Source organism: Vibrio sp. M260118, from assembly GCF_036533755.1.
Taxonomy (GTDB): domain Bacteria; phylum Pseudomonadota; class Gammaproteobacteria; order Enterobacterales; family Vibrionaceae; genus Vibrio.
The window spans coordinates 1-1,123 of the sequence record NZ_JATABG010000618.1; the positions used below are offsets into that span (position 1 = coordinate 1).

A 1,123-nucleotide genomic window follows, 5' to 3' on the forward strand; every position below is an offset into this window, starting at 1 on the left:
TGGTGATAAACCCTAACAACCCAAGTGCAACCTTACATCCGGCCGAAACTCTGCTTGGTTGGAGAAAACAGATGAGCAATGAAGCGGTATTGATTGTTGATGAAGCCTTTATTGATTCAACACCCCAACATTCGCTACTGCCCCATTTGCCAAACCCAACACCAACCAACACTCTCGTCCTAAGATCAGTCGGCAAGTTCTTTGGCTTGGCAGGGGCGCGAGTCGGTTTTTGTTTTGCTCACCCACAGCATCTCAAGAAAATGAGCCAAAATTTAGGGCCTTGGACACTGCCTGGGCCGAGCCGCTACGTTGTTCAACACGCCTTAAGCAACTGGGAGTGGCAAGTTCAAACGCGAGAAACGCTTCACCTCCGCAGCCAACGTCTACACGGTTTGCTGAGCAAGTACTTTGAACATGTTTACCCTCAAATACTGTTCCAACGAGTCGAGCTGAGCGACGCAACTAAATGGCATCACGCTCTCGCCACGCAAGGCGTATTCACTCGATTGTGTGATGAAAAAGACGCAATCCGTTTCGGCCTTCCACACCAAGAAGTTGACTGGAAAAAACTCGAATCCGCACTCAACCAAATCAAGGATATGCTATGACTACTGCATACTGCTCGGCACTTGTTGTTGGCGCTCCCTCTTCGGGAAGCGGGAAAACCACAGTGGTCGCCGCCCTTGCCAGAGCTTTAACTCAGCAAGGAAAAAAGGTACGCGTTTTTAAAACTGGTCCCGACTTTATTGATCCTCAGTTTCTATCTATTGCGGCACAGAGCCCAGCGTATCAACTCGACCTTTGGATGTGCGGAGAAGCACACTGCCAACACCTTCTGTATCAAGCGGCGCAGGAGGCAGACATGATCCTGATAGAAGGTGTGATGGGTATGTTCGATGGCCAATGCTCTAGTGCCGATATCGCCGCTAAATTTAACCTGCAGATACTTGCTGTGGTTGACGCAGGAGCAATGGCACCGAACATATCCACATCATCACGGTAGCTCGATAGGCCATTGACGATGGCACCAAAGGTTTGTGCCATTGCTCCTGCGTCAACCACAGCAAGTATCTGCAGGTTAAATTTAGCGGCGATATCGGCACTAGAGCATTGGCCATCGAAC

General features: G+C 49.9%; 2 protein-coding genes. Both read left to right on the top strand.

The window, feature by feature from the left end; genetic code table 11:
• Nucleotides 1–608, top strand: a 608-nt coding sequence (locus QTO00_RS20065; RefSeq protein WP_331426318.1) for an aminotransferase class I/II-fold pyridoxal phosphate-dependent enzyme, incomplete at its 5' end; no start/stop codon positions are given.
• Nucleotides 605–1,003, top strand: a complete 399-nt coding sequence (locus QTO00_RS20070; protein ID WP_331426319.1) for a nucleotide-binding protein — start codon at nucleotides 605–607, stop codon at nucleotides 1,001–1,003. The genes QTO00_RS20065 and QTO00_RS20070, both read left to right, overlap by 4 nt.
• The last annotated feature ends 120 nt before the right edge of the window (nucleotides 1,004–1,123 follow it).